At 72.2% G+C, this 21,621-nt stretch carries 21 protein-coding genes and 1 other RNA gene; 15 read left to right on the top strand and 7 right to left on the bottom strand.

Annotated features, from left to right (window positions below; all coding sequences use genetic code 11):
* Positions 1-68: 68 nt before the first annotated feature.
* Positions 69-641: a hypothetical protein gene (locus DS079_RS12350; RefSeq protein WP_164736240.1), complete on the bottom strand. Its 573-nt coding sequence runs from the start codon at positions 639-641 to the stop codon at positions 69-71.
* A gap of 254 nt (positions 642-895) precedes the next feature.
* On the opposite strand from DS079_RS12350, the gene ssrA reads away from it, so the two are divergent.
* Positions 896-1,266, top strand: a transfer-messenger RNA (tmRNA) gene (gene ssrA / locus DS079_RS12345).
* Positions 1,267-1,445: 179 nt separating this feature from the next.
* On the opposite strand, the gene DS079_RS12340 is transcribed toward ssrA, so the two are convergent.
* On the bottom strand, positions 1,446-1,751 hold the full coding sequence (locus DS079_RS12340; RefSeq protein WP_206516169.1) for a hypothetical protein: 306 nt from the start codon (positions 1,749-1,751) through the stop codon (positions 1,446-1,448).
* A 61-nt stretch (positions 1,752-1,812) separates the two neighbouring features.
* Here DS079_RS12340 and DS079_RS12335 point away from each other — a divergent pair, with 61 nt between their 5' ends.
* Positions 1,813-2,766, top strand: coding sequence for a phosphotransferase (locus DS079_RS12335; protein ID WP_126988155.1), 954 nt, complete (start codon positions 1,813-1,815; stop codon positions 2,764-2,766).
* Between the two features lie 58 nt (positions 2,767-2,824).
* Here DS079_RS12335 and DS079_RS12330 read toward each other — a convergent pair whose 3' ends face one another.
* Positions 2,825-3,352 carry a hypothetical protein gene (locus DS079_RS12330; RefSeq protein WP_126988153.1) on the bottom strand — a complete coding sequence of 176 codons (528 nt, stop codon included), beginning with the start codon at positions 3,350-3,352 and terminating at the stop codon, positions 2,825-2,827.
* Between the two features lie 315 nt (positions 3,353-3,667).
* Here DS079_RS12330 and DS079_RS12325 point away from each other — a divergent pair, with 315 nt between their 5' ends.
* The 4 genes from DS079_RS12325 (at position 3,668) to DS079_RS12310 (ending at position 9,720) form a co-directional block, all read left to right on the top strand.
* Entirely contained in the window at positions 3,668-4,147 is a 480-nt protein-coding gene (locus tag DS079_RS12325; protein WP_126988151.1) for a hypothetical protein, read from the top strand.
* A gap of 91 nt (positions 4,148-4,238) precedes the next feature.
* The gene (hrpA, locus tag DS079_RS12320) at positions 4,239-8,153 is read left to right on the top strand and encodes an ATP-dependent RNA helicase HrpA (RefSeq protein WP_126988149.1); all 3,915 of its coding nucleotides are present in this window, start codon (positions 4,239-4,241) and stop codon (positions 8,151-8,153) included.
* Positions 8,154-8,521: 368 nt separating this feature from the next.
* Positions 8,522-9,121, top strand: coding sequence for a hypothetical protein (locus tag DS079_RS12315; RefSeq protein ID WP_126988147.1), 600 nt, complete (start codon positions 8,522-8,524; stop codon positions 9,119-9,121).
* A 119-nt stretch (positions 9,122-9,240) separates the two neighbouring features.
* Entirely contained in the window at positions 9,241-9,720 is a 480-nt protein-coding gene (locus DS079_RS12310; RefSeq protein ID WP_126988145.1) for a hypothetical protein, read from the top strand.
* A 61-nt stretch (positions 9,721-9,781) separates the two neighbouring features.
* On the opposite strand, the gene DS079_RS12305 is transcribed toward DS079_RS12310, so the two are convergent.
* Together DS079_RS12305 and DS079_RS12300 are read right to left on the bottom strand one after the other, a co-directional pair.
* Positions 9,782-10,048, bottom strand: coding sequence for a hypothetical protein (locus tag DS079_RS12305; RefSeq protein ID WP_126988143.1), 267 nt, complete (start codon positions 10,046-10,048; stop codon positions 9,782-9,784).
* A complete protein-coding gene (locus tag DS079_RS12300; protein WP_164736239.1) occupies positions 10,048-10,860 on the bottom strand; it encodes a C2 family cysteine protease in 813 nt (270 codons plus the stop codon). The genes DS079_RS12305 and DS079_RS12300 overlap by 1 nt, the downstream gene beginning before the upstream one ends.
* A gap of 192 nt (positions 10,861-11,052) precedes the next feature.
* Here DS079_RS12300 and DS079_RS12295 point away from each other — a divergent pair, with 192 nt between their 5' ends.
* Positions 11,053-12,510, top strand: a complete 1,458-nt coding sequence (locus tag DS079_RS12295; protein ID WP_126988139.1) for an NAD-dependent malic enzyme — start codon at positions 11,053-11,055, stop codon at positions 12,508-12,510.
* 134 nt (positions 12,511-12,644) lie between these two features.
* On the opposite strand, the gene DS079_RS12290 is transcribed toward DS079_RS12295, so the two are convergent.
* Positions 12,645-13,109, bottom strand: a complete 465-nt coding sequence (locus DS079_RS12290) for a VanZ family protein (protein ID WP_241237642.1) — start codon at positions 13,107-13,109, stop codon at positions 12,645-12,647.
* A 110-nt stretch (positions 13,110-13,219) separates the two neighbouring features.
* Between DS079_RS12290 and DS079_RS12285 the strand changes: the two genes are divergently transcribed.
* Both DS079_RS12285 and DS079_RS12280 read left to right on the top strand, forming a co-directional pair.
* On the top strand, positions 13,220-13,594 hold the full coding sequence (locus DS079_RS12285) for a DUF3039 domain-containing protein (protein WP_040366846.1): 375 nt from the start codon (positions 13,220-13,222) through the stop codon (positions 13,592-13,594).
* 136 nt (positions 13,595-13,730) lie between these two features.
* Complete coding sequence (locus DS079_RS12280; protein ID WP_241237641.1) at positions 13,731-15,539, top strand: DEAD/DEAH box helicase; 1,809 nt, start codon at positions 13,731-13,733, stop codon at positions 15,537-15,539.
* A gap of 71 nt (positions 15,540-15,610) precedes the next feature.
* Here the strand turns inward: DS079_RS12280 and DS079_RS12275 are convergent, their stop codons facing one another.
* The gene (locus DS079_RS12275) at positions 15,611-16,990 is read right to left on the bottom strand and encodes a nicotinate phosphoribosyltransferase (RefSeq protein ID WP_164736238.1); all 1,380 of its coding nucleotides are present in this window, start codon (positions 16,988-16,990) and stop codon (positions 15,611-15,613) included.
* A gap of 111 nt (positions 16,991-17,101) precedes the next feature.
* Between DS079_RS12275 and clpS the strand changes: the two genes are divergently transcribed.
* The 6 genes from clpS (at position 17,102) to rdgB (ending at position 21,292) form a co-directional block, all read left to right on the top strand.
* Complete coding sequence (clpS, locus tag DS079_RS12270; protein ID WP_126988135.1) at positions 17,102-17,425, top strand: ATP-dependent Clp protease adapter ClpS; 324 nt, start codon at positions 17,102-17,104, stop codon at positions 17,423-17,425.
* Positions 17,425-18,060 carry a DUF2017 domain-containing protein gene (locus DS079_RS12265; protein ID WP_126988133.1) on the top strand — a complete coding sequence of 212 codons (636 nt, stop codon included), beginning with the start codon at positions 17,425-17,427 and terminating at the stop codon, positions 18,058-18,060. Before clpS ends, DS079_RS12265 begins: the two co-directional genes overlap by 1 nt.
* A gap of 102 nt (positions 18,061-18,162) precedes the next feature.
* On the top strand, positions 18,163-18,975 hold the full coding sequence (gene murI / locus DS079_RS12260) for a glutamate racemase (RefSeq protein WP_126988131.1): 813 nt from the start codon (positions 18,163-18,165) through the stop codon (positions 18,973-18,975).
* The gene (locus DS079_RS12255; RefSeq protein WP_126988129.1) at positions 18,972-19,754 is read left to right on the top strand and encodes an MBL fold metallo-hydrolase; all 783 of its coding nucleotides are present in this window, start codon (positions 18,972-18,974) and stop codon (positions 19,752-19,754) included. Before murI ends, DS079_RS12255 begins: the two co-directional genes overlap by 4 nt.
* 24 nt (positions 19,755-19,778) lie before the next feature.
* Positions 19,779-20,537: a ribonuclease PH gene (rph, locus tag DS079_RS12250; RefSeq protein ID WP_062950170.1), complete on the top strand. Its 759-nt coding sequence runs from the start codon at positions 19,779-19,781 to the stop codon at positions 20,535-20,537.
* A gap of 158 nt (positions 20,538-20,695) precedes the next feature.
* Positions 20,696-21,292 carry an RdgB/HAM1 family non-canonical purine NTP pyrophosphatase gene (gene rdgB, locus DS079_RS12245; protein WP_070500366.1) on the top strand — a complete coding sequence of 199 codons (597 nt, stop codon included), beginning with the start codon at positions 20,696-20,698 and terminating at the stop codon, positions 21,290-21,292.
* The last annotated feature ends 329 nt before the right edge of the window (positions 21,293-21,621 follow it).

Below are 21,621 nucleotides of genomic sequence, written 5' to 3'. Positions count from 1 at the left end.
CCGCCTGAGCGGCCGACGTCACCGCGAGGGGGACGACCCGATCGGTCGGTCCGTCAGCCGGTGGCCGGTCAGCCGTCCAGGTCCCGCCGTTCCAGGCGACGCACCGTCTGCCGGCTGGACTCGATGACGCCCTCGACGGCGACGCCGAGCCGCTCCCGCATGTACAGTGCCCGCTGGGCGTCCTCGAGCGCCGCCTCCCACAGCCTCCCCGCCGCCCGCGGGCGCTGATCGCGCTGCTCGGCGAGGGCGTGCTCGAAGCGGCACGTCCCCCGGTGCTGGAACACGGAGGCGAGCGCCGAGAGGGACGAGGGGGAGGTGGGATCCTCCAGCCCTGTCTCCTCGGCGGCGAGGTCCAGCTGCTCCTCCGCCGCGACGAAGGCGCCCTGCCACTGCAGCACGTGCGCGTACCGGGTGCGACGGACGGCTCGCATCACGGGGGAGAGCCCCGGCGCCTCGAGCGCCTGCCGGCCCGCGATCGCCGCCTCGTCCAGCCTCCCCAGCATCCGCAGGAACGCCACGGCTCGGGGATCGGTGGGGTGCGCCGCGCACCATTCGGTCAGCGCCGCAGGGTCCAGCACGATCTCGCGCAGGGTGTCGGGATCGATGCTGATGCGCGTGCCGGCGGCCTCGAAGCTGCTCATCGTCCCATCCTCCCCGCCGGTGCGGCCCATGGTCCAGGCTCCGTGGCGCACGCGCCAGGAAGCGGGCGAAGCGATCCTGGCGGGGAGCGGGCTTCGCCGTGAGCTGAGAGATATCCGCTTCAGATCGTCGCACGCTCGCGGTAGACTCGATCCACAGCGTTCCTCCCGAGGGGCGCACGTGGGTGTTTGACAACCGAAGAGTGAGTGCGACGACGGCCAGAGCGCCGTCACGATAGTCATGCCTTCCCACGCCAGGGGCCGATCGGTTTCGACGGTAGTTGTCCAGCAAGGGGAAGCGGGCCGAGAACCCAGAGTCATCTCGTTAATGTCCTCTGGAAACCAATAAGTGCCGAACCCAAGCGCACTGACTTCGCTCTCGCTGCCTGATCAGCGTTAGCAGTCTGGAACCCCGGGGGTGCTCCTGACCCGGATCGTTCCATCATCTAAGGAGCCACTGCTGCCGACCCTGGTCACCGGGGAAGGATGAACACCTCAGAGTGACTGAGTCCGTCGACGACGTGTCCGTGGGATCGTCGGGACTGAGAAAACGCCAACACGGACTGCGCCCGGAGAAGCCCTGGCTCCGCACTATCGGACGCGGGTTCGATTCCCGCCGGCTCCACCATCGCACTCACCGACGAAGGCCCCCTCGCCTGCGCAGACGCGCGGGGGAGGGGGCCTTTCTCGTGTCCGAGGCTCGTCGCCGGGCGATGTGCCGCGGACCGCTGGCGCGACGTCGCACGAGGTGCCGACGAACCGTCGGGGGCGGCGGCGCGGCTCTCCCTCTCCGCCGCCCCGTTCGGCTCACCAGTTCAGGCCGTGCCCCAGCTGATAGCGGTTCCCGTCGGCGTCGACGTACACGTACGCCCGGCCGTCCAAGTGCTGCTCCTCCGCGTAGCCGGGCGAGTCATTCGGGGAGGCGCAGTGCCAGTCCTCGTCGATCGCCATCGCCTCCGCGTCGGCCGGGAAGGTGATCGGCAGCTTCCTCGTCCGCGCGAATGCGCCGAGTGTCGCCTCGACCGGCACGGCGCGGTCGGTGTCGACGCCGTCCAGGAGCGCGTCGATCAGTGGCTCCACGTCGTCCAGCAGCCAGGGGGACTTCGCATCCACCGCTACGGGCGACGTCGGAGAACGCCCGTCCGGGCGAGGCCTTGCCCGGTACGGTGGGCGGATGACCGGCACGCCGGATATCGCCCCCGTCCTCCCTCCTGCCGACCTGCCCGTGGACCTGCGCCGCGTGGAGCTGCTCTGCGCGTGGCTGCGGCCAGAGGAGGGCGTCGAGCTCGAGCGGATCAGCTGGGCGATCGGGAAGCGTCCCCGCGGCGAGGGCTGGGACAACGTGCTGTGGCCGATCGGAACGCTCGACGGCGCCCCGCTGGTGCTGCGGATCGCCCGCCGCCGCAGCTCGCGAGCGCTGCTGGGCCGGGAGGTGACGGTGCTGCGCCGCCTGCGCGGGCTGGGCACCACGCTCCCGATGGATCTGCCGCGCGTGATCGCGACCGCCGAGGATGCCGTCGCGGTCGAGTGGATCGACGGGGTGACGGCTGCGGAGTGCGACGCCGCGACGCAGGAGCAGGTCGCCGAGGACCTGGCCCGGATGCTGGCGACGATCCACTCCGGCCCTGCCCCCGAGGTGGGAAGGAACCCGGTGCGCGGGGTGCCGCTCGCGACCCGCGCCGAGCACTTCGCGGCCGATCTCGGCCGGGCAGGGCTCGACGAGGACGCCGCGCGCCGCGCCGCCGAGACCTGGCAGGCGGGCGTCGGCGCCGAGGAATGGCAGGGCCGCGAGCTGCTGCTCCACGGCGACCCGCACCCCGGCAACGTCGTCGTCCCGCCGCCGGCCTCCCCGGGCGCGGTGACCCTCATCGACTGGGGCGACACCACCCGCGGCGACCCGGCGAGCGATCTGGGCGGCCTGCTGCTCCACCCCTCCGCCTCCTCCGCCGGACTGCTCGACCTCTACCGGGCCTCTGCGGCCTGGACCGGGATCGAGGACGACGCGATCTGGGAGGCCCTCCAGGCGCGCGCTCGGGCATGGGCGACGCGGATGGCGCTCGGGCTCGTGCTCGTCTATCCCGAGGAGCACCCGCTCGGGCGCACCGGCCGGCGGCTGCTCGCGAGCTGACCGGGGCCACGCGCACCCGCTGGACCGCTCGGGGCATCCGGGCGCCGGCCGACGTCGTTCAGGGACTGTCCTCTCCCGTTCCGGCCAGCACATGGGCTGAAGGAGTGAGTCCGAGCCTCTCCCGGGCGATCTCCGGCCCGCGGCAGGCGAAGGCCTCGGGCTCGTCCCAGCTTCCGCCGAGCGGGCCCGTGATCCAGGGACCGTCCTCCCATTCCACGACGTCCTCGAGGCGCAGCAGGCGATGGGCGGCGAGGTCGAAGGTCTGCAGGCCGTGCTCGTGCGCGAGCTGGGTCAGCCGCCCGATCACCTTCCTGTCCGGCCCGAACAGGACCGGGGCGAAGGTCTGACCGTGCGCGGCCTCCGCGGCGTCCGCGTCCCGCCACGGGGACCGGGGGTCCGCGAGGTCTGCCGGGAACTCCTCGAGCACGTCCGCGGTGAAGCGCACGATCCGCGGGTTGGGTGGCAGGGGAGGCGTGGGCGAGCCGACGAACTGTCCGGCGGTGTGCAGGTGCATGTGCAGGTCCGCGCACGCCGACTCGTCGTCGACGGGGGCGGGCCCGATCCAGAAGCCGATCCGATATCTCATGCCCCGGATCCTGCCCGGACGGTGGCGACGCGCTCCGGGTTGTGCACAACGCCCAGGTCAGCACTCCGCGCGACGGCTCCTCCTCAGCATGGCGCAGTGACCGGGGGGGGCACGCAGGTGGACGCCCGCGGATCACGGTTGTGTCACGAACGCCCCGAATGTCCGAGATGCGTGGCTTCTCCCGGTACTGCCGAGCAATGTCCGGTTCAACCGATTGGGACGAAATGGGAAGCATGCCTGTTTCGACGTGGAGGGGTGGGCCCCTGCACGGATCGGGGAGGGAGCCGGGGGTCCGGCACGTTCGAAGGAGCGCCGATGAGCAGCACCGCGCGCAGCGTCACCACCCGACGTTCGATGATGAAGGGGATGGCGTGGGCCGCGCCCGTGATGACGATGGCCGTCGCCGCGCCCGCCCTCGCCGCCTCGCCGCCCATCGACCCGCCGCCCGTCATGGCCGTCCTGAACACGAACGCGAGCTGCAAGGTGACCGGCGGCATCCACAAGTACCGCCTGGTCTTCACGTTCACGAACTCCGGCAGTGATGCGACGGTGACGATGACCTCTGTCTCCGTCACCCCGAACTCCGGCTCACCCGTCACGTTCCCCGTCTCGGACGAAGCCCCCTTCTCCCTCCCTGCCGGTGGCGAGGAGGTGGTGACGTACGAGTCCGTGAAGGCGGACGACATGGCCAACGGCACCGCGACCGCCACCTTCGAGTACGAGGACGCCACTGGTGTCGTCCAGACCGTCACGCAGGAGTTCGCGGTTTCTTCACTCCCTCCCTGCAAGAACTGACGGAAGAGTCGTCCGCCGTCTGTGGGCCCCGTCGCCGCGGCCCGGAATCGGCACGACGGCGGCGGGGCCGCCCACGTAGAGTGGCCCCGCCATGACCGCGACCTCCTCGAACCCCGATCCGTCCGCCCCGCACCCTGCCGAGCAGGCCCCTGCCCCCGGGCCGCGGATCACCTACCCGGGAGACCTGCCCGTCTCGCAGCGCCGCGAGGACATCCAGAAGGCGATCTCCGAGAACCAGGTCGTGGTCATCGCCGGCGCCACCGGCTCCGGCAAGACCACCCAGATCCCGAAGATGCTCCTCGAGCTCGGCTACGGGCAGGACGGCCGGATCATCGGCCACACCCAGCCGCGCCGCATCGCCGCCCGCTCCGTCGCCCAGCGCATCGCGAGCGAGCTGGGGGAGAAGCTCGGCGAGGGGACCGTCGGCTACCAGGTCCGCTTCACCAAGGAGACCTCCCGCGGCACCCGGCTGAAGCTGATGACCGACGGCATCCTGCTGGCCGAGATCGGCCGGGACCGCCTCCTGACGCGCTACGACGCGATCATCATCGACGAGGCCCACGAGCGCTCGCTGAACATCGACGTGATCCTCGGCTACCTCCGCCAGATCCTCCCGCAGCGCCCCGACCTCAAGGTCATCATCACCTCCGCCACGATCGACCCCGAGCGCTTCGCCGAGCACTTCGCCGCGACGCTGCCCTCGGGGGAGAAGGAGCCCGCCCCGATCATCGAGGTCTCCGGGCGCACCTATCCCGTCGAGGTCCGCTACCGCCCCCTCGTGCTCGAGGCCGATGTCGACGAGGACGACGAGCTCGAGGACATCCACTCCATCGAACGGGACCTCACCGAGGCCATCACCGACGCGGTCGACGAGCTCGCCGCCGAGGGCCCCGGCGACATGCTCGTCTTCCTCCCGGGGGAGCGGGAGATCCGCGAGATCTCCGACTCCCTCGAGAAGCACCTCGCCCGCGGCACCCGCGGCCGCTCCGCCCTGCCCGTCGAGGTGCTGCCCCTGTTCGGACGGCTCTCCGCCCAGGACCAGCAGAAGATCTTCTCCCCGCCGAAGGCCGGCACCTACCGCCGCATCATCCTGTCGACGAACGTCGCCGAGACCTCCCTGACCGTCCCCGGCATCACCTACGTCATCGACTCCGGGCTCGCGCGCATCTCCCGCTACTCCCAGCGCACCAAGGTGCAGCGCCTCCCGATCGAGCCGATCTCCCAGGCCAGCGCGAACCAGCGCTCCGGCCGCTCGGGCCGCACCGCCCCCGGCATCGCGATCCGCCTGTTCTCCGAGGAGGACTTCGAGGGCCGGCCCGAGTTCACCGAGCCGGAGATCCTGCGCACCTCCCTCGCCTCCGTCGTGCTGCTCATGACGAGCCTCGGCCTCGGCGACGTGGAGTCCTTCCCCTTCGTCGAGCCGCCGGCCTCCCGCGCGATCACCGACGGCGTGCGCCTGCTCGAGGAGCTCGGCGCGATCGAGCCCGACGAGCGCGCACCGGGCGGTCGCCGGCTCACCCGCGTCGGCCGCACCCTGGCCCGCTTCCCGCTGGACCCGCGCATGGCGCGGATGCTCATCGAGGCCGGTCGGCTCGGTGCGCTGCGCGAGGTGCTGATCATCGTCGCGGCCCTGTCGATCCAGGACCCGCGCGAGCGGCCTCTCGGGCAGGAGCAGCAGGCCAAGGAGAAGCACAAGCGCTTCGAGGACGAGACCAGCGACTTCCTCTCCTTCCTCAACCTGTGGAACCACCTGCAGGAGCGGCGCGACGCGCTCTCCTCCAGCGCCTTCCGCCGCGAGGTGCGCGCCGAGCACCTCCACTACCTCCGCATCCGCGAGTGGTGGGACCTGCACGCCCAGCTGCGGGACATGGCCAAGGACGCCGGGCTCTCCCGGAACGACAACGACGCGAGCCCGCAGGCGATCCACCAGGCGCTGCTGGCGGGGCTGCTCAGCCACGTCGGCCTGCTGGACGACCGCACCCGCGAGTACTCCGGCGCCCGCGGCGCACGCTTCGCGCTGTGGCCCGGCTCGACGCTGGCGAAGAAGCGACCCGACTACGTCATGGTCGCCGAGCTCGTGGAGACCAGCCGGCTGTGGGGCCGCACAGCCGCCCGCATCGACCCCGCCTGGGCGGAGGAGACCGGTGCGCACGTCGTCAAGCGCTCCCACTCCGCGCCGCACTGGTCCTCCAAGCGCGCCTCCGCCATGGCGCACGAGAAGGTGACCCTGTACGGCGTGCCGCTGGTCGCCGACCGCGTCGTCGGCTACGGCCGCATCGACCCCGAGGCCGCACGCGACATCTTCCTGCAGAACGCGCTGATCGAGGGGGACTGGCGCACCCGCCACCACTTCTTCCGCGACAACCGCGCCCTGATCGCCCGGCTCGAGGAGCTCGAGGCGAAGACCCGCCGCCGCGATCTGCTGATCTCCGACGAGCAGCTCTTCTCCTTCTACGACGCGAGGATCCCGAAGGACGTCGTCTCCGGTCGGCACTTCGACACCTGGTGGAAGAAGGCCCGCCACGAGACCCCGGACCTGCTCACCCTCACCGAGCAGGACCTGCTGGCCGCCGACGAGGAGGTCACCGAGGCGATCCGCTCCGACTTCCCCGACACCTGGGTGCAGGACGACATCACCCTGCCGCTGAGCTACTCCTTCGGCGAGGTCGGGGCGAAGGGCGCCGACGGCGTGACCGCCACGATCCCCCTCGCGGTGCTGAACCGCCTCGCACCGCGCGGCTTCGACTGGCTCGTGCCCGGCATGCGCGAGGAGCTGGTCACCGAGCTGATCCGCTCCCTCCCGAAGCCGATCCGCCGACACCTGGTCCCCGCCCCCGAACGGGCCAAGGCCGTCGCCGGGACCCTGCACGACGACGACCCCGACGGCGGCGAGGCGTTCGTCGAGGCGGTCGCCGACGAGCTCGTGGCCCTGCCCGGCGTGCCCGAGGACCTGCCGCTGTACGGCCCCGAGTTCGACCTGACGAAGCTGCCCGCCCACCTGCGGATGCACTTCCGGGTCGTGGACGGCAAGGGCCGTGAGGTCGGCGCCGGCGATGACCTCGAGGCGCTGAAGCAGCGGCTGAAGAAGCGCGTGGACACGACCGTCTCCAGCCAGTCCACCGAGATCGCGCGCACCGACCTGCCCAGCTTCCCCGCAGGCGGCGTGCCGGCCGTCCACGAGTCCACCGTCGGCGGTCTGAAGGTCACCGGCTACCCGTCCCTCGTCGCCCGGCGCGGCAAGGACGGGCGGCTCGAGCGGGTCGACCTCGCCGTCCTCGCCGCGGCCGACGAGCAGGCCCTCGCCCACCGCGAGGGCGTCATCGCGCTGATCGACCGGGAGATCGGCACCGACCTCTCCCGCGTGCTGAACGCCCTGCCCAATCCCACCAAGCTCGCCGTCTCCGGCTCCGACTACGCCTCCACCGCCGCGCTCCTGGCCGATGCCTCCCGCGCCGCGACCGTGCACCTGGCGGGGCAGGCCCAGGTGCGCACCCGCGCGGAGTACGAGCAGCTGCTGGGGGCCGTGCGGCAGCGGCAAGACGAGCTCGCCGCCGACGCCGTGAAGGACGCCGCCGCCGCGCTCGCCGTCAACGCGAAGCTGCAGCGCGAGCTGGGCCGGGCCACCTCCCTCGCGGTCCTCTCGCATCTCACGCAGATCCGCGAGCACGCCGCCTCCCTGCTCGGCGACGGGTTCATCTCCCGCACCGGGATCGCACACCTCGGGGACCTCTCCCGCTACCTGCAGGCCGATCTGCACCGGCTGGAGAAGCTGCCGGAGAACCCGCGCAGGGACGAGCAGCTCGCCTGGCAGATCGGGGACCTCGAGCAGTACTGGGCCGCGCAGAAGCAGAAGCTCTCCGCCCGCCGCCGCGCCGAGCCCGACGTGCAGGAGATCGACTGGCTGCTCGAGGAGCTGCGGGTGAGCCTGTTCGCGCAGACCCTCGGCACGGCGCAGACAGTCTCGGACAAGCGGATCCGCAAGGCGATCGCCGAGCTCTCCGCCTGAGCGGCACCGAGGTGACGGGCGCCTCCGCGCCGTGACCTGCGCGTGACCCATGCCCCTCCCAGCCGGTCCCCAGGACGTCCTACGAAAGCTTTACCGAAGTCGTCCGACGGGCCGACGGGGCGGCTCCTCGCGCCGCGCCGAGGCCCCGCGACAGGCGTCCAGGAGAGGGTGCGACCGGGGGCGACGCCGCGCCGAGCTCCGTGCCACGGACTTCCATGGCGAGGTCATGTGCAGATCAAACCGCAGGTCGCAGCGCTGGCTGCACGGTTCTGGTGCTCTTCACAGGATCCCGGGCGTCTCGTTACGTTGTCCGAGCCCCGCCCCGAGAGCTCGACGAGCCCGGAGCCCTCCGCACCGAAGGAACCCCGATGCCCGTCTCCCCGTCCGCCGCGCTCTCCCGCCGTCACCTGCTCCTCGCCGGCGCCGTCGGTCTCTCCTCCCTCGCCGCGCTCGGCTCCATCGTCCCCGCCCGCGCCGAGGAGGTCTGGACCGAGGAGTTCATGACCCGTCCCGAGACCCGCGAGGGCTTCCTCCTGGACGCCATGGACGAGTGGCAGGTCGAGAACGCGAAGTTCGTCATCGCGGTGGTCAAGGGGCACGGCCTCGACGAGCAGGCCGCGACGATCACCCTCGCGACCGCGATCGTGGAGTCCTGGCTGCGCAACTACGAGCCCGCCGTCGACCTCGACTCCGGCGGCCTGTTCCAGCAGCGCCCCTCGATGGGCTGGGGCACCTACGACGAGGTGCGCCACAAGAAGCGCGCGATCGACGCCTTCCTGGGCCTGGGTGACCACTCCGAGGCCCCCGGACTGCTGGACCTCGCCCCCGACTACCACGAGTGGGCGCCGGGCGAGGCCGCGCAGGCCGTGCAGATCTCCGCCCACCCCGAGCGCTACGCCGAGCAGATCCCCGCCGCACAGACCCTCTGGGCCCGCTACGCCGGGGACGTCGCCGCGTACACCGACTGATCCTCACTCGCCGGCATGCAGGCGCCCGAGCACTGGTGCGCGTTCCGAGTCCGCGATCGATCTGACACACTCGACCCCGGCGGTGAACCGGTGCCGTCCCGGACGAGCGGAGATCGACGATGGCGCGGAACCCAGGACGCCCTCGCTCACGCGCCGGCGGGGCTGCGGCGCTCGCCCTGATCGTGCTCCTGGCCGGGTGCGGTTCCGTGCAGGAGCTTGATCCCCAGGAGGCGGAGTCCCACTACGACGCGGTGATCGCTGATGTCCAGGCGGCGCTCGGCCACGAACTCGTCCACGCCCCCGCGACCCGCTCCTTCGAAAGCGAGGGCGGCGAGTGCCTCTTCACTTCGGGAGGCTACGAGGCGGACGGACTCGGGGCGGAGCTGGGGGTCGAGGAGAACTGGGACCCGGTCCTGGAGTCGCTCGACCCCGTGCTCGAGGAGCACGGCTTCGAGACGGTGGACGCCCCCCGCAGGGAGGGAGCCATCCTGATGATCGCGGTCGAGGACACCTACGGTGCGGAACTGAGCCTCGGCGAGAACGGCATGGTGCGCATCCATGGAGCACGTGTGAGCGCGGAGGCGTGCGAGGGGCAGTGAGCCCGTCGGCGCGGCCGCGGAGCACTCGCGTCGGTGCCCAATGCGTTCGGCTAGCGCCGGATCACGCCGGTTGCAGGAGGACCGCGCCTCGACGCTCCGTCGTGGAGGCCCTCACCTCGACCACCAGCACCCGGCCGGCTCCTGGAACGTCCACCTCCTGACCGGGCCGGGCGGTCAGGTCGACCTCCTCGTCACCGTGCCGACAGCGCATCACGACGTAGGAGGAGTGCCGGTCCGACAGGGTGCGATGCATCGCGACCGCGGTGCGGCCGAGGGAGATCTGACCGGCCTGCTCCACGAGGACCGTGCTGTCCGTGCTCTCGTCCATCATTCTCCGATCCCGGTCATCACGATGTCATTGGCGAAGGTCGGATCGCTGGGGTCTACCCGCACCTCGGGCGGGCTCCCCGCGTTCGCACCGTGCGGGTTGGCCAGGATGATCTCACCAGTGGACTCGTCGTATCCGCTGACCTGGTAGACGTGCGCGGCGACGAGGTCGTCGGCCGATGAGCCCATCGGGGCGATCGGATCGGTCATCACCGTGATCGGTCGTCCCGCATCGATCGCCTCCCGGTACTCCTCGAAGGAGGGTTGTCCGCCCAGCGTGCTCGTCTCGGTGGATCCTCCGGTGATCATCTCGATGCCTGCCGCAGGGGTGTCGGCCGAGACGGCGGAAGGCCTGCCGTCATGGGCGTTGATCATCGCGCGCTCGTAGATCGACATGAAGCCGGGCTCGCCGTCGGCCCAGTCGCTGCCGTCGACCTGGCGCGCGCCGTTCACGGTGATCTCGTCGGGGGAGACCGGCACCGACTGCCACTCGCCGTCGATGAACAGCTCGACCTCCCATCCGTCTGCTCCCGGGGGAGAGCCCAGTCCCGTGATGTTCTCGGCCAGCAGCCCGGGATCGGTCTGCTGGGTCGCCATGATCGCCGCCAGGTACCAGCAGTCGCCGAGGGTCCCCTGCTGCATCTCGGCGGCACTGATGTCTTCCTCGGTGATGCCGATGTCCTCCGGGTCCCAGTCGGGGTGCTGGTCGGCGTAGGAGCCGCCGAGGGACTCTGTGTCGACGGTGTCGCGGAACGGGTCGCCCGCGCGCGCATGCCCCATCACCTGCTCGGTGTCCGCTCCCAGGAACTCCATGTGCTCACGCTCTCCTCGTCGCCCCACGGGTCCCCCGCCCGTCCACGCACACTCAAGCAGGGTTCCCGACATTGCACCATCGGCAGAACTCCCCATCCTCGGAACGGCCGCCGCCGCAGCCTCCGGGCAGCCGTCCTGACCTGCGGGTCGCGCGATCGATCCGAGCAGGTCGAGCGCGTTAGGCTGTGTCCCATGTCACCGATGCCATCCGTCAGCTATTCCATCACCGTCCGTCTGGAGTTCGCGGCGCGCTCCGCAGCGGTCAGCGACATCACCGGCCGCATCGAGCAGCACGGGGCGACGGTCACCGCGCTCGACGTCTCCGCCTCCGGGCCCGAGCGCATGCGGGCGGACATCACGGTGCTCACCAGCGGCCACGATCACGCGATGGAGGTCGTCGAGTCGCTCAAGGAGCTCGAGGGCGTCGAGCTCGGCAAGGTCTCGGACCGCACTTTCCTCGCCCACCTGGGCGGCAAGCTGACGGTCGAGTCGAAGCTCCCGATCCGCCACCGCGACGACCTCTCGATGATCTACACCCCGGGCGTGGCCCGCGTGGTCAAGGCGATCGCCGAGAACCCCGAGGACGCGCGCCGCCTGACCATCAAGCGCAACACCGTCGCCGTCGTCTCCGACGGCTCCGCGATCCTGGGCCTGGGCGACCTCGGGCCGCTCGCCGCGATGCCGGTGATGGAGGGCAAGGCCGCCCTGTTCAAGCGCTTCGCGAACATCGACGCGTTCCCGATCTGCCTGGACGCCCACTCGGTCGACGACATCGTCGCCCACGTCAAGGCGATCGCGCCCGTCTTCGCCGGCATCAACCTCGAGGACATCTCCGCCCCGCGCTGCTTCGAGATCGAGGACCGCCTGCGCGCCGAGCTCGACATCCCCGTCTTCCACGACGACCAGCACGGCACCGCGATCGTGGTCGTCGCCGCGCTGCGCAACGCCCTGCGCGTGGTCGGGAAGGACGTCTCCACCGCCCGCATCGTGCTCTCCGGCGCCGGCGCCGCGGGCACCGCGATCCTGCGCCTGCTGCGCGCGGCAGGTGCGCGCGACATCATCGTCACCGACATCGACGGCATCGTCCACGAGAACCGCGAAAAGCTCGAGGGGCGTCTGCCCTGGATCGCCGAGGTCACGAACCCGCGCCAGCTCACCGGCACCCTGAAGGACGCGGTCGCGGGGGCCGACGTGTTCATCGGCGTCAGCGCAGGGAACATCCTCTCCGCCGAGGACGTCGCGACGATGGCGGACCGCGCCGTCGTCTTCGCGATGGCGAACCCGACCCCGGAGATCGACCCGGCCGAGGCGGTCAAGCACGCCGAGGTCGTCGCCACCGGGCGCAGCGACTTCGCCAACCAGATCAACAACGTCCTCGCCTTCCCCGGCGTGTTCCGCGGGCTGCTGGACGCCCACGCCACCCGGGTCAGCGACCGGATGCTGCTGGCCGCGGCGAACGCCCTGGCCGACGTCGTCAGCGCCGAGGAGCTCAACCCCACCTACATCGTCCCCAGCGTCTTCCATGACGGGGTGACCAAGGCGGTCGCGAGCGCGGTCGAGCAGGTCGCCCGCGAGGAGGCCGGCACCATCGACACGATCACCGGGACGATGACGGCGGTCTACGCCGACGAGATCACGCTGAACGGCTGACCCCGCCGCGCCGCTGGGGCCGTGGCGGCCCCGGCGGCGTCGGACCGGTGCGCTCGCGGGCCGGGCGCGGCCCGTCGGGCGGCCGCTCGGCGCTGCGGCCGCTCGGATCCATGGCAGCTCGGATCCAGGGCCGCTCAGCGCTGCGGCTGCTCGATCGGCGGGGCCGACGGCTCCACCTCGCGCTCGGCGGCGGCGCGGCGCAGCATCCGCTCGCCGGCCCACAGCCCGAGGCCGAGCGCGATGCCGACCACGTCGAAGAGGACGTCCACCAGGTCGCCGGAGCGGCCCGGGATCGCGATGTGCTGGACGAGCTCGACCACCAGGGCGTGGACCAGCGCGACCACCACGACCCAGCCGATCGGGAAGCGCCGCGCGGGGGCGAGGACCCGTCCGGCGGTGAACACGGTGGCCGCGAAGAAGAGCAGGTGCACGGCCTTGTCCAGCCCCGGCAGGCCGATCCCGCCCGGGGACAGCGGCAGGAAGAAACCGATGTTGAGCACCAGCGCGAGGCCGAGCAGGCCGGTCCGCCACGGCACGGAGCCGCCGACCCGCACGATCTCGACGGGGATCCTCCGGAAGAACTCGGCCACGCCATCCATGGGCCCAGTCTCCCAGGCCCGTGTCCTGTCCTCGCGGAGGCGGGGCCGCTAGGCTTCGACGAGCACGCCCGCGACCGAGGCAGAAAGCGAGGGAGGCTGTCATGACCTCCATGTCCTCCACGTCCGATCCGTCCCGCATGGACCCCTACTCCGACGACCCAGGAGCCGCGCCCACCGCCGTCCTGGACCGTCAGGTGCAGGAGCAGGAGCAGACCACCGACGACGGCGACCACGACCGGTTCGCGCACTACGTGCGCAAGGACAAGATCACCCAGGCCGCGCTCGGCGGCACGCCCGTGATCGCGCTGTGCGGCAAGGTGTGGGTGCCCGGCCGCGACCCCGAGAAGTACCCGGTGTGCCCGGAGTGCAAGGAGATCTACGAGGGGATCCGCGAGCCGAACGACGGCGGCGACGGCACAGGAGGCAAGGGAGGCTCCGGCCGCGGCGGAGGTGGCTTCCGCGGCTTCTTCGGCGGTCGCCGCTGAGCCCCTGCCCTGCAGGAACCCGCCGCGAGGGCGGTGCCGCCGAGAGGCGGCGCCGCCCTCGCGCCGCCCCCGCGGACTTCCTCACATCGGGCAGGTGGGCGGGTCGTCGGTCCCCGGCGGTACGGTGGTCCACGCCGTGAACACCACTCCCTCCCTCTTCTCCCAGAGCGACCCCCGCCAGCCCTCCGAGGCCGCGGCGAGGACGCTCCCCGTCGCCTACCCCGAGCGCGCCGCCTGGGGCACCGTCCCCAAGCTCCGCGCCTGGCAGGCCGAGGCCCTCGAGATGTACCGCACCCGGGCGCCGAAGGACTTCCTGGCCGTCGCGACCCCCGGCGCCGGCAAGACGACCTTCGCGCTGCAGATCGCGGCGGGGCTGCTCTCCGAGGGGACCGTCCGACGGGTCACCGTCGTCGCCCCGACGGAGCACCTGAAGACCCAGTGGGCCGACGCCGCCGCGCGCGTGGGCATCTCCCTGGACCCGAACTTCTCCAACTCCCAGGGCGCGCACGGCAGCCACTACCAGGGCGTCGCGGTGACCTACGCCCAGATCGGCATGCACCCGGCGCTGCACCGCGCCCGCACCGAGGCGGACCGCACCCTGGTGATCCTCGACGAGATCCACCACGCCGGCGACTCCCGGACCTGGGGCGACGGGGTGCGCGAGGCCTTCGACCCCGCCACGCGGCGCCTGGCCCTGACCGGCACGCCGTTCCGCTCGGACGACTCCGAGATCCCCTTCGTCACCTACGAGGAGGACGCGGAGGGCTTCGCGCGCTCGAAGGCGGACTACACCTACGGCTACGGCGAGGCGCTGCGCGATCACGTCGTGCGCCCGGTGCTTTTCATGACCTACTCCGGGCGCATGCACTGGCGCACGAAGACGGGCGACGAGGTCTCCGCCCAGCTCGGCGCGCTGGAGACCAAGGACATCACCCAGCAGGCCTGGCGCACCGCCCTGGACCCCAAGGGGGAGTGGATCCAGTCCGTGCTCTCGGCCGCGGACCGGCGCCTGACCGAGGTGCGCCGCCACGTGCCCGACGCGGGCGGGCTCGTCATCGCCACCGACCAGAAGGCCGCCCGCTCCTACGCCGCTACCCTCCACGACCTCACCGGGCAGGCACCCACCGTGGTGCTCTCGGACGACGAGGGCGCTGGCAAGCGGATCGAGGACTTCTCCGCCTCCGACGACCGCTGGATGGTCGCGGTGCGCATGGTGTCCGAGGGTGTGGACGTGCCGCGCCTGTCCGTCGGCGTCTACGCCACCTCGACCTCCACCCCGATGTTCTTCGCCCAGGCCGTGGGCCGCTTCGTGCGCTCGCGGACCCGCGGAGAGACCGCGAGCGTCTTCCTGCCCACCGTCCCGATCCTGATGGCGCACGCCGCCGCGATGGAGGAAGAGCGCGACCACGTCCTGGACCGTCGGCCGAAGACGGGCGATGAGGAGACCGGGCTCGACGAGTCGCTGATCGAGCAGGCCAACCGGCCCGAGCAGGCCAGCGACCAGGTCGAGATGAGCTTCGAGGCGCTCGAGTCGGAGGCCTCCTTCGACCGGGTCCTGTTCGACGGCGGCGAGTACGGCGCCGGCGGCATGATCGGCTCGGAGGACGAGCAGGAGTTCCTCGGCATCCCCGGCCTGCTGGACGCCGACCAGATGCGGGTCGTGCTCCAGCAGCAGCAGGCCCAGCAGCAGGCCCGACGCCAGAAGAGCGGCGCGGACCAGCAGCCGACGACCCCCGGCGTGGTCGACCACCGCCGCCTCATGGACCTGCGCAAGGAGCTCAGCTCCCTGGTCTCGGCGTGGGCGAAGAAGTCCGGCACCCCGCACGGCTCGGTCCACAACACGCTGCGCTCGCGCAGCGGCGGGCCCGCCGTCGCGCAGGCCAGCGCCGAGCAGATCGAGGAGCGGATCTCGATCGTGCGCGGCTGGTTCGTCGGCCGCCGCTGAGCCCGCCTGCCGCCGCTCCGGGCCGCCTGGCACGGGCGCGGCACACGACGGGGCCCCGCCGGCGGCCCGGGTCAGCGCAGGACGCGGGCGGCCTCCGCGCCGTCGGTGAGGGTCGGGATCGCGATCTCGCCGTCGGGCCCGTCGTCGGCCGCGAGGCCCAGCTCCGCGAGGGAGGCGGCGTGGCGCTCGCGGGCGGCCTCGAGCCGTGCGGGGGCGCGCTTCGGGGCGATGTCCTCGCCGGCTTCGATCAGCGGCACCTGCAGCGGACGCAGCGAGGTGCGCGCCCAGTCGGGGTTGGACGTGCCGGAGATCAGCTCCGCCGTCAGCTCCCGCTCGAACTCCGCGACCTCCGCCTCGCCCGGGAGCACCAGCTCCGCCCGGGCCTGCCCGCCGACGACCATCCGGTACGCGGCCTTGCCCGCCCCGAGGGTCGCCTTGTCGAGGGACCGCTTGCTTACCGGGTGCATCTGCCCGTCGGCGCCCTCGCGCTCGACGAGCTTGTACACGAAGCCGGGGGCGGGATGCCCGCCGCCGGTCACCAGGCGGGTGCCGATCCCGTAGCCGTCCAACGGCTCGCCCTTCAGCTCCTCGACCCGGTACTCGTCGAGGTCGCCGGTGGCGGTGATGCGGGTCGAGGTCGCGCCGAGCGAGTCCAGCAGCTCCCGCACGCGCCCGGCCTGCGCGGCGAGGTCGCCGGAGTCCAGCCGCACCGCCCCGAGCCCGGGGCCGGCGATCTCCACCGCCGTGCGCACCGCGGACTCCACGTCGTAGGTGTCCACCAGCACGGTGGTGCCGGCGCCCTGGGCGGTGAGCTGGGCGCGGAAGGCGTCCTCCTCGCTGTCGAACAGCAGCGTGAAGGCGTGCGCGGAGGTGCCCGCGGCGGGGATGCGGTAGTGCGCGCCCGCGGCGAGGTTCGAGGTGGAGGCGAAGCCGACCAGGTACGCGGCGCGGGCCGCGGCGATCGCGGCGTCCTCGTGCACGCGCCGCCCGCCCATCTCGATCAGGGGTCGGCCCCGGGCGGCGGTGACCATGCGGGAGCCGACCGAGGCGACGCCGCTGTCGTGGTTGAGGATCGAGAGCACGACGGTCTCCAGCAGCACCGCGTTCTCGAAGGTCCCCTCGATCCGCAGCACGGGCGAGTTCGGGAAGAACAGCTCGCCCTCCTGGTACCCGAAGACGTCGCCGGTGAACTCGTACTGCGCGAGATGGTCGAGGGTGTCCTCCCGCAGCGCGCCGGTGGAGGCGAGATAGCGCAGATCCGCGTCGTCGAAGCGGAAGTCCGCGATCGCGTCGAGCACGCGGCCCGTCCCGGCGAGCACGCCGTAGCGGCGCCCGGCAGGCAGGGAGCGGGTGAACACCTCGAACACGCAGCGGCGGGAGGCGGTCCCCGCGTCCCGGGCCGCCTCCAGCATCGTCAGCTCGTAGAGGTCGGTGAGCAGGGCGGAAGTCACGGTGTCCACCGTAGTGCGTGGCGGGCGGGCAGGGGAGGCGGCGCGCCCCGTAGACTCGGTGCGCCGCCCACCCGGCGCCCCGGGCAGCGGCGAGACTCAGGAGGGATGTGCATGCCGGTCGATCTGCCGCGGGCGGAGCCGCGGACGCGGACCCGCACCGATGCCGCGACGGAGGAGCGCACGACGCTCGAGACCGAGGGCCCCTGGTGCACCGTGGTCTGGAACGACCCGGTGAACCTCATGAGCTACGTCGTGTTCGTCTTCCGCCGCTACTTCGGATACTCCCGCGTGGTCGCCGAGCAGCTGATGATGCAGGTCCACGATGAGGGCCGCGCGATCGTCTCCCGCGGCTCGCGCGAGAAGGCGGAGACCGACGTGCAGGCCATGCACTCCTTCGGACTGCAGTCCACGATCGAGAAGGCGGGGGAGGGCTGATGGCGCATGCGTTCCGACGTCGACCCGACGGCTCCCTCGCCTGCCGTCTCGACGGCGAGGAGAAGGCGATCATCGCCCAGGTCGCCCAGGAGACCGCGGACCTGATCCGCGGGGACCTCGGCATCGACCAGGGCGGGGACGCGCTGCGCCGCGCCGCCGAGAGCGAGGACCCGCTGCGCCGGCTCGAGGCTGAGTTCGCCGGTCGCGAGGCCCGCACCCCCTCGGACTCCGCCGTGCGGCGCCTGTTCCCCGCCGCGTCCGAGGACCCGGCGCTCGCCGAGGAGTACCGACGCCTGGGCCAGCGCGATCTGGCCGACGCGAAGCTCGCCGACCTCCGCCGCGTGATGAGGATCCTCGACGCGGCCGGGGGAGGGCACAGCGAGGTGGTCCTGGACGAGGACGAGGCGATGTCGATGCTGCGCGCCCTGAACGACGTGCGGATCGTGCTCGCCGACCGGCTCGGCCTGCAGCGCGACGGCGACTTCGACACCGTCCGGATGCTCCAGCAGATCGGCGAGCGGGTCGAGGGCGCCGAGAGCTCGGGCGATGATGAGCACGTCGGCTCCGACATCGTCATCGCCGTGTACGAGCTGCTGAGCTGGCTCCAGGAGAGCCTGCTGCGAGCCCTGGACTGACGGGTCGTCCGGTCGCGTGCCGGGTGTGGACGAACTGTGAAACGGCACGCAGTGAGCGCGCCGTCACTGCCCTGGACACCTGTCCGCACTAGCCTTGCCGGGATGAACAACGCGCCGATCGGGATCTTCGACTCCGGGGTGGGCGGCCTGACGGTCGCCCGCGCCGTGCTGGATCAGCTGCCGCAGGAGGAGCTGCTCTACATCGGCGACACCGAGCACGGGCCCTACGGCCCCCGCCCGATCGCCGAGGTGCGCTCCCTCGCGCTGGAGATCATGGACCATCTCGTCGAGCACGGCGTGAAGATGCTCGTGATCGCCTGCAACACCGCGTCGGCCGCCGTGCTGCGCGATGCGCGCGAACGCTACGACGTGCCGGTCATCGAGGTGATCCAGCCGGCCGTGCGCCGCGCCGTCGCCGCGACGCGCAACGGGAGGGTCGGCGTGATCGCCACCCAGGGCACCGTCACCTCCCGCGCCTACGAGGACGCCTTCGCCGCGGCCCCGCAGCTCGACCTGATCACCCAGGCCTGCCCCCGCTTCGTGGAGTTCGTCGAGAACGGCGTGGTCAGTGGGCGGGAGGTGCTCGAGGTGGCAGAGGAGTACCTCGCCCCCGTGCGCGAGGCGGGCGTGGACACGCTCGTGCTCGGCTGCACCCACTACCCGATGCTCGCCGGTCCCATCAGCTACCTGATGGGCCCGGACGTCACCCTCGTCTCCTCCGCCGAGGAGACGGCGCTGGACGTGTTCCGCCAGCTGCACGCCGCGGAGGCCCTGCGCGAGACCGACCGCTCCCCGCGCCACGTCTTCTCCCAGACCGCCGAGGGCCGCGGCAGCGAGCAGTTCGCGCTGCTCTCGCGCCGATTCCTCGGCCCCACTCTGGACATGACCGGGTCGCTGCCGGTGGTGAGCGCATGAGGGTCCACGTCATCGGCTGCTCCGGCAGCTTCGCCGGCCCCGAGGGCGCCGCCTCCAGCTACCTCCTCGAGCACGAGGACGAGGCGGGGCGCACCTGGCGGGTGCTGATGGACCTCGGCTCCGGCGCCTTCGGGCCGCTGCAGAGCGTGATCGACCCCGCCGATCTCGACGCGGTGATCATCTCCCACCTCCACCCCGACCACTACCTCGACCTCACCGGTCTCGAGGTGTTCTGGGCCTACCACTCCCGCACGGACCTCGGCCAGCTGCCGATCCACGCCCCAGCCCCGCTGCCGGACCGGCTCTCCGCGGTGCTCAGCCGCGAGGGGAACGTGCCCGACGGCGTGACCTGCTCCCCGTTCGAGCACCACCCGCTCTCCGACGGGTACCGCTTCACGATCGGGCCCTTCTCGATCGAGACCCGCGCCGTGCTGCACCCGGTGGAGGCCTACGGCTTCCGCATCACCGCGGGCGACGCCGTCCTCGCCTACTCCGGCGACACCGACGCCTGCGAGGCGCTGGACGACCTGGCACGCGGCGCGGACCTGTTCCTGTGCGAGGCCGGCTACATCGAAGGGCGCGACGACCGCTTCACCGGCGTGCACCTGACCGGGCGCCGCGCCGGCGAGGCCGCCGCCCGCGCCGGGGTGGGCCATCTCGCGCTCACCCACATCCCGGCCTGGACCGATCCGGCGATCCCGCTCGCGGAGGCGCAGGAGGTCCACTCGGGCCCGATCACGATGGTCCGCCCGGCCGATATCCTCGAGGTGACCGCCTGACCCACCCCTGAGGAGGCAGCTCCCGTGAGCCCCCAGACCGAGACCTTCGTCGGCGACCGCGTCGACGGCCGCACCCCCGACCAGCTGCGGGAGGTGCGCATCACCCGGGGCTGGCAGGACCAGGCCGAGGGCAGCGCACTGATCGAGTTCGGCCGCACCCGTGTGCTGTGCACCGCCTCCTTCACCGAGGGCGTGCCGCGGTGGAAGAAGGGCTCCGGCTCCGGCTGGGTCACCGCCGAGTACGCGATGCTGCCCCGCGCCACGAACACCCGCTCCCCGCGCGAGAGCGTGAAGGGGAAGATCGGCGGGCGCACCCACGAGATCTCCCGCCTCATCGGCCGCTCGCTGCGCGCCGTGATCGACCTCGACGCCCTCGGCGAGAACACCATCCAGCTGGACTGCGACGTGCTCCAGGCCGACGGAGGCACCCGCACCGCCGCGATCACCGGCGCCTACGTCGCGCTCGCCGACGCGGTCTCCTGGGCGAAGCGCCACACCGACCTGCCGGCCGCGTCCGAGGTGCTCACCGACACGGTCAGCGCCATCAGCGTCGGCATCGTCGAGGGACGGCCGCTGCTGGACCTCGAGTACCGCGAGGACGTCACCGCCGACACCGACATGAACGTCGTGGTCACCGGCACCGGAGGCTTCGTCGAGGTGCAGGGCACCGCCGAGGGCACCCCCTTCGACCGCGCCGAGCTCGGCACCCTGCTGGACCTCGCGACCACTGGCTGCGCCCAGCTGGCCGAGATCCAGCGCGACGTCCTGGCCGCGCAGGCATGAGCGCCGCGTTCGATCCCGCGGCCGACGGGGGATCCGCCCCGGCCGACAGTGCCGTGCTCGGCGGTGACGCCCCGTCGGCAGGCGAGGCCGCGCCCGGTGGCGCCGGCCCGTCGGCCGACGGCGCCGCCGCAGGCTCCGTCCCCGCCGGGGCGCGGGTCATCCTCGCCTCCCACAACGCGAAGAAGCTGCGCGAGCTGCAGCGGATCCTCGCCGCGGCCGTGCCCGGGCTCGCTCCCGAGCAGGTGATCTCCTCCGCCGGCATCGCGCTGCCCGATGTGGTCGAGGACGAGGTGAGCTTCGAGGGGAACGCCCTGCTGAAGGCCCGCTCCGCCGCGTCGGCGACCGGCCTGCTCGCCGTCGCCGATGACTCGGGCCTGGCCGTGGACGTGCTCGGCGGCGCCCCGGGCATCTTCTCGGCCCGCTGGTCGGGCCGTCACGGCGACGACGAGGCGAACAACGACCTGCTGCTCGCCCAGCTCTCCGACGTGCCCGACGCGCATCGCGGCGCCCGCTTCGTGTGCGCGGCGGCGCTCGTCGGCCCGGACGGCGTCGAGCACGTCGAGCGCGGCGAGATGACCGGTGTGCTGCTGCGGGAGCGACGGGGCGAGGGCGGCTTCGGCTACGACCCGCTGTTCCTGCCCGACGGGGAGGAGCTCACCTCCGCCGAGCTCACCGCCGAGGCGAAGGACGCGATCTCCCACCGCGGGAAGGCGTTCCGCGCGATCGCCCCGCACGTCGCCCGCCTCCTCGGCTGAGCCGCCGGCAGGCGCTGCCTCGGCCGCCCCGTCCCTGCACCGGCCACCCCATCCCCCCCAGGACCGGATGCTGCATCCCGACCGTTGCACCGGCCCGCCGGGTGCCGGTCCCGATGCGGCACTCGGCGGCGGGTCGACGGCCCGGGGCGGCCTGGCGGGTCCCCGACGGAATCGAGTGGCAGGTTTCGACCGGTATCACTGAGGCCGCCTCAACGGGTGAGTGCGACTCCTGAGGAGGGAGTTGCTGATGTTGCCTGCGTCGTTTCGAGCGGAGGTCATCGAGGCAGTCATAGCCGGGAAGCCGGCGATGGTCGCTGCGCGAGAAGCAG

It is taken from the genome of Brachybacterium paraconglomeratum (genome assembly GCF_003994255.1).
GTDB classification, from domain to species: Bacteria; Actinomycetota; Actinomycetes; order Actinomycetales; family Dermabacteraceae; genus Brachybacterium; species Brachybacterium conglomeratum.
The sequence above is the reverse complement of the archived record's forward strand: the minus strand, read 5'-3'. Positions and strand labels throughout refer to the sequence as shown.